Genomic DNA, 5841 nt, shown 5'->3' on the forward strand with positions numbered 1-5841 from the left:
GATCGTCTTTGCCTGTGCAAAGGCTTTTTCTATTTCATCATAGTTATGTCCATCAATTTCAATGACATGCCATCCAAAGGCTTTAAATTTCTCATCCAATGGTGATGGATCCATGACATCATGAATACTGCCGTCGATCTGTAAACCATTATAATCCAAGATCGCACATAAATTATCTAATTTGTAATGAGCTGCTGCCATTGCAGCTTCCCATACCTCTCCTTCCTGACTCTCACCATCTCCTAAAAGAGCATAGATACGATGATCATTTTGATCGAGTTTATTAGCCATTGCCATACCTACTGCCGCACTGATACCCTGTCCTAAGGAACCTGTCGACATATCCACACCATCAACAGAAGCCATATTCGGATGTCCCTGCAAATTTGAATTAATTTTTCTAAAAGTTAAAAGCTCACTTTCATCCAAAAATCCCTTTTCACATAACACTGCATATAATAAAGGTGATGCATGACCCTTGCTTAAGACAAAGCGATCACGATCGATGCCTTTCACATTATCTTCATTGATATCCATGACATTAAAATATAAATAGGTAATGATATCGGCACTGGAAAGACTTCCTCCCGGATGTCCGCTTTGAGCGCTTGCTACCATCTTAATGATATTCTTACGAATATTTACAGCATGCTGTTTCAATTCTTGTGTTGTTAACATAGGTTCCTCCTCTAGCAAGTACATTATACTTGATTCCGGGAATAAATGATAGTCATATGAAAATGTTTTTCAGACATTCACTGCTTTTTTTCTGTATTTGTTTGGCAGGCAAAAGAAAAAGCATCGTTCAGAAGATGCTTTCTAATCCTTTCCGATTCCTAAGATACTATATAATATAGATATACATATGGCTGTCAAGATCGTTAAGCCAAAGGATGCAATCTGAAAATCCGGCTTCAAGACCATGACCGCTAAATACAGGATCACGCCATTGATCACCAGTTGGAAAAGACCTAGGCTCATGATCGTAATCGGCAAGGCCAAAACAGATAAGACCGGTTTTACAAATTTGTTTAAAAGAGATAGTACGATAGCTACTAAAAAAGCAATCGAAAAATCTCGAACATATACACCATCAAAAATATAGCTCATCAGCATGATCACACCTGCTCCCAGAACAAGCTCTAAAACAAAACGAACAATTCCTTTGCTCATAATATCACCCTCACTTTTGAATTGTATTTTACCATAAAATAAAAGGAATGCAAAGTTTATAACAATTTTGACACCAGATTAATCAATGAAAATAACAAAGGAACATGATATAATATGAACAAGGAGCGTGAAAATATGAAACATGATGTTGTAGAAGCTATTGTAGAAATCCCTTTTCGTTCGAGAAACAAATATGAGATTGATAAGAAAACCGGTAAGATCCGATTAGACCGTGTGCTTTATTCAGCGATGGGTTATCCAACTGAATATGGAACGATTGAAAATACCCTGGCACCTGACGGCGACCCGCTGGATATCCTTATTATCGGTACAGAACCAACATATCCGGGATGTATCGTTCCTTGTCGTGTTGTTGGCTATCTGACGATGATCGATAATGGCAAGGAGGATTATAAACTGATTTCAGTCGTAGATTGTGATCCTCGCTATGATGAGGTCCAGGAATTAAAAGATGTATCTTCTTTTACCTTAAAAGAAATTCATAATTTTTTTGAAAACTATAAAACTCTGGAAGATATCGAAGTAACCGTGGGTGAATATCATGAAAAAGAAGAAGCGCTTAAGCTGATCGAAGACTGCCGAAAAGCATATTTAGAAAAACAATAAGCTTACTCTTATGCCACATAAAAATTATCTTGATTTTTGCGCAAAGGATTGCTATAATATGAAAGCAATTCAAATGCGCGTGTGGCGAAACTGGCAGACGCACCAGACTTAGGATCTGGCGGTTCATCCGTGGGGGTTCGAGTCCCTTCACGCGCACCATATTGAAATTATCCTTTAAAATCGGGCTTTCTGAAAGATTTTAAGGATTTTTTTTATTTTATTTTTTTACCACAATTTTGGCATTTTTCAGATTTTCCTAAAAATTACCACAGTTTGCAAAAAAATCTAAAAATCATGCCCCTGAAAAATTACCACAATTTTCATTAAATCAGGCTGTCTGGCATGATATTCAACAGGTTATTCGCCGAATCTACCTTCGACTGGAAATCCAAATGTGAATAAATATTGGCAGTTGTCGAAATGTCCGAGTGACCTAGCCACTTTTGAACTTTGACCAGATTTTCTCCTTTTGCAAGCATAAGTGTTGCACATGTGTGTCTGAGATCATGAAAGCGGATATGTCTTGCACCATGTTTTTTTAGATACTGATTAAAATGCTGAGTGATATACCCCGGTTTGATTCGATTGCCTAATTTATCAACATAGATATAATCCATATATCGGGGATTATAGCTTCGTCCAGCAATCCTTTTATTTTTTTCCTGATTAGCTTTCATTTTTATAAGCAGGTCTTCAAATAATTTGACTAATGGAAATGTTCGTTCGCTTGATGTGTTCTTAGGATTATCTCTTTCTATTTCTATTACTTTTCCGTTAATTAAACCATTCGTTACAACACTGCGTATTGTCAGCGTATGGTTTTCAAAATCAATATTCTTCCATTTGATTCCTACAATTTCCTCTCTGCGTAACCCATAATATGCCGCAAAATACACTGCGATCTCCAACGGATCACCTTTGAAAATTTTAAATAATTCTGTTAATTCTTCCTGTGAATAGGAAGAACCTCCCGTAAATTTTACTTTTTTTGGTTTGATGACCCGATCTGCAGGATTTTTTTCAATCAACTCTAAATTTATTGCATATTTCAGCGCCTGATTAATATTGTTGTGTCTTTTCAAAATCGTATTTGGAGATAATCTTTCAACTTCTTCTTCATATGAATAATAGTTCTGTAAATCTATCGTTGACAGCTCATTCAGCTTAATATTCCTTTCTCTGAAATAAGGAGCTATCTTAGAATTGACTGTCATATAATAAGTACCATAAGTATTTAATGCGATGCTGCTTTTTACTGCTTTTAGCCAAAAATACAAAAAATCGGCAAATAACATGTCAGAGCTTATTGGTATATATTTTTTTGTTTCATCTTTATTTTGTTTTCCTTTTTTCTTTGTTTTTATTTTATCTAATTTAGCTTTGTTTTTTTCTAAATCACTATTCAGATACTTTTTGAGATTTAACTTATCTCCTTCATTTGGAATTTCAAAAAGATCTAGTATGTTTTCCATCAGTCTTGTAGCGTTACGTTTATTTCCTTTCACCTTTAGCTTGGTAGATACTGAAGAAAATTTACGTTTTCCTTGAGCATCATAATAAACGATAACAATATGCCAAATACCATTTATTTCCTTTATATATCCAGATACTTTCTTTTTGCCAGTTTTTTTATTTTTCATTTAAATCCCTCCTAACATCTGATAATTCACTGGCAGTATTATTTTAGTATCAGCTAGAAATAAAAGCGAATTTACGATTTTCGATTTTGTACATTTTCAGCTAGATTGATGATTTCCAAGTATCTCAAGATGTGATACTTTGGAATATAAAATTTACGACCAATTTTAATATGATCAATTTTATTTTCATTAAGCAACTTGTATGCACTTTTTCTGCTTATACCTCCCAGCATTCTGCATAACGTTTTTACATCAACAACGATGGAAGAAAAATATCTAAAAACAACGATTCAGAAGCTTACCATAGCCCTTGGATATAATGTTGAAAATATAATAGATGATAAGGACAAAGTGTAATAAAGGTTCTACTTTGATATGTTTATTCCATCAAAACAAAAGGACAATTCTAATCAATTGTCCTTTTGTATGCAAATCTTTTTTATTGCTCAGTTTCATCTAAAAATTTAGCTTTTATGTCGCCTGGAAGATATTTAGCCAAATTTTCAACCAGCTCATACACTTTTGTAGCCGGAGCAATCTGAGATGGGAGTCTGCCTTCTTTATTCTCTAAAAGCTTTTTAGAAAATTTTATGGCATTTTTAGGATTCCCGACTTCATTCAGTATTTCAAACATATCAGGTCTTGTTTTTGTATAAATTCCTTTATTTAAACTTCTTAGCTTTCTTGTTAATCTTTCAGAATACTGATCTCTGTTATTATTAACATTATAGTAATCAAAATGCAGTACGTACCATAATTCAAAACACTGGTTGCTCCACGCCGCTTTAAATCTTAGATTGGGACTGCTTCCATCTCTCTGTACCATCATTTGATTTGCCTTATCAAAATTTTCTTTTGGAAAATCATCCTGATCATAAACACACCATACTTCTCCATGAGTCACCTGATTCCTTTCAATGTAGGTAAAAGCCTTTTCTACAACCTGTACTGTGTTGGTTGTGCAAGGCTGAATATCAATGTGAATCATATTCTGATACATGGCATTTTTTTCGATTGCTTTTTTTAGTCCCTGAAAATACAACAGTTCTGTTTTTTCTCCTTCACAGAAAATATAGACATTATTTCTTTGTTCCAGATATTCTTTACGACGCTGTTTCTTCCATTCACTTCTTCTCATTGTATTCGCTCCAGTCAATGATTCTTCTTAAATAAGGATCAGCTCCATATTTGCCCTCCAGATACTGCTTGTCATATTTCGCATCCTTACGTACGCTTTCTCCTTTACTGTTTTTGAATTCCACCAGAGAATATAACTGCGTATCCTGATAGTTTCCTTTAGCGACAAACCATATCTCATCCCTGCGGAATACTTCACTATTCATATTGGACAGGTCATGGGAAGTGAAAATCAACTGTGCATTGCTCTGATTGATCGTCTTGTCAGTATAACGCTGAATAATATACTTGATGATCAGCGGATGAATTTTCGCATCCATTTCATCAATGACAAGCGTAACTCCATTGAGCAAACTGTCAGCAATATGAGGCAGCAAGCTGAATAATTTCTGTGTACCTTTGGATTCATCATATAAATGAAGTTTAGCCTTATAGCCGTCAACATCATGCTCCGTTAAAATGTCAAAATCATGTTCTCCTTTATCTTCAAAAGAATAATCAACGATATCGAGATCAAGTTCCTCGATCATTTTCTTAATTAAATCTTTTAAATCCCCTTCTGCCCTATCTCTCCAAATCATGTATTCTAATAAAAAATCACCATAATTTAAAAATCTGATTTTGTTTTTAAACCAGTTAAAGACATCCTTTACGACTTCATTATTTAAATAAGTGATGCCTAAATAGGATAATAAAGGCAGTGTATCAGATATGTCCTCACTGACTTTCAGCTTTGAGAGTTCTCCTTTTTTAATAATTTCGTTTCCATTTCTTTCAAATAAAGCTGACATCCTTTTTGTAGAAAATTTTACCCGATCCAGCCTCTCATAAACAACTTTGTCTTTTAAAATAGATAAGTTATATTTATATTCTGCAACATCTGTGATGAACATGACCTCAAATTCTGTCGGCTCATCAATTGTTTTCTGAGAGAATGAAAAAGGCTGAACAGTCAAACTCTTCATTTGAGAATTATTCTGACTATCTGTAATGATAACAGGTCTTAGTACCTTGTTCACCAAAACACGCAAGGCATCAAGAACATTTGATTTTCCTGCACCATTCGGACCATAAATGACCGATACCGGAAGATAGTTGCCGCCTTCTGTCTTAAGCAGATGATCTGAGCTTTCTGAAATTGACGTCGCCTGCATATCGAGCGTTATTTCATCTTTGATACTTTTAAAGTTCTTTACTGAAAACTGACTTAACATAATTCTCTCCTTTCGCATTTATTATATGACTTTTTTCAATTTTCAGCAAC

General features: G+C 34.5%; 7 protein-coding genes and 1 tRNA gene. 2 read left to right on the forward strand and 6 right to left on the reverse strand.

Translation table 11 applies throughout. The features are described 5' to 3' along the window. Both Q0K35_RS04015 and Q0K35_RS04020 read right to left on the reverse strand, forming a co-directional pair. The coding region (locus Q0K35_RS04015; RefSeq protein WP_294561389.1) for a transketolase at positions 1-678 on the reverse strand (678 nt) is incomplete at its 3' end. Between the two features lie 141 nt (positions 679-819). After that, on the reverse strand, positions 820-1173 hold the full coding sequence (locus tag Q0K35_RS04020) for a phage holin family protein (protein ID WP_294561390.1): 354 nt from the start codon (positions 1171-1173) through the stop codon (positions 820-822). Between the two features lie 135 nt (positions 1174-1308). Between Q0K35_RS04020 and Q0K35_RS04025 the strand changes: the two genes are divergently transcribed. Continuing rightward, positions 1309-1800 (forward strand): inorganic diphosphatase, encoded by a 492-nt coding sequence (locus Q0K35_RS04025; protein WP_294561391.1) that lies wholly within the window; start codon positions 1309-1311, stop codon positions 1798-1800. 75 nt (positions 1801-1875) lie between these two features. After that, positions 1876-1959 (forward strand) — tRNA-Leu (locus tag Q0K35_RS04030). A 164-nt stretch (positions 1960-2123) separates the two neighbouring features. On the opposite strand, the gene Q0K35_RS04035 is transcribed toward Q0K35_RS04030, so the two are convergent. From Q0K35_RS04035 to Q0K35_RS04050, 4 genes are all read right to left on the reverse strand, one after another. Then, positions 2124-3440, reverse strand: coding sequence for a tyrosine-type recombinase/integrase (locus Q0K35_RS04035; RefSeq protein WP_294561392.1), 1317 nt, complete (start codon positions 3438-3440; stop codon positions 2124-2126). Positions 3441-3511: 71 nt separating this feature from the next. Beyond that, positions 3512-3730 carry a helix-turn-helix domain-containing protein gene (locus Q0K35_RS04040; protein WP_365936208.1) on the reverse strand — a complete coding sequence of 73 codons (219 nt, stop codon included), beginning with the start codon at positions 3728-3730 and terminating at the stop codon, positions 3512-3514. 149 nt (positions 3731-3879) lie between these two features. Further along, positions 3880-4578, reverse strand: a complete 699-nt coding sequence (locus Q0K35_RS04045; protein ID WP_294561393.1) for an RloB family protein — start codon at positions 4576-4578, stop codon at positions 3880-3882. Next, positions 4565-5791 carry an ATP-binding protein gene (locus Q0K35_RS04050; RefSeq protein WP_294561394.1) on the reverse strand — a complete coding sequence of 409 codons (1227 nt, stop codon included), beginning with the start codon at positions 5789-5791 and terminating at the stop codon, positions 4565-4567. Before Q0K35_RS04050 ends, Q0K35_RS04045 begins: the two co-directional genes overlap by 14 nt. Between the last annotated feature and the right edge of the window lie 50 nt (positions 5792-5841).

It is taken from the genome of uncultured Traorella sp., from assembly GCF_944327115.1.
In the GTDB taxonomy this organism is placed as follows: Bacteria; Bacillota_I; Bacilli_A; order Erysipelotrichales; family Erysipelotrichaceae; genus Traorella.

Excerpts from the sequence above, each read along its gene's own strand:
- Q0K35_RS04020 (WP_294561390.1), bottom strand. The coding sequence starts at position 1,173 with ATGAGCAAAGGAATTGTTCGTTTTGTTTTAGAGCTTGTTCTGGGAGCA.
- Q0K35_RS04025 (WP_294561391.1), top strand. The coding sequence starts at position 1,309 with ATGAAACATGATGTTGTAGAAGCTATTGTAGAAATCCCTTTTCGTTCG.
- Q0K35_RS04035 (WP_294561392.1), bottom strand. The coding sequence starts at position 3,440 with ATGAAAAATAAAAAAACTGGCAAAAAGAAAGTATCTGGATATATAAAG.
- Q0K35_RS04045 (WP_294561393.1), bottom strand. The coding sequence starts at position 4,578 with ATGAGAAGAAGTGAATGGAAGAAACAGCGTCGTAAAGAATATCTGGAA.
- Q0K35_RS04050 (WP_294561394.1), bottom strand. The coding sequence starts at position 5,791 with ATGTTAAGTCAGTTTTCAGTAAAGAACTTTAAAAGTATCAAAGATGAA.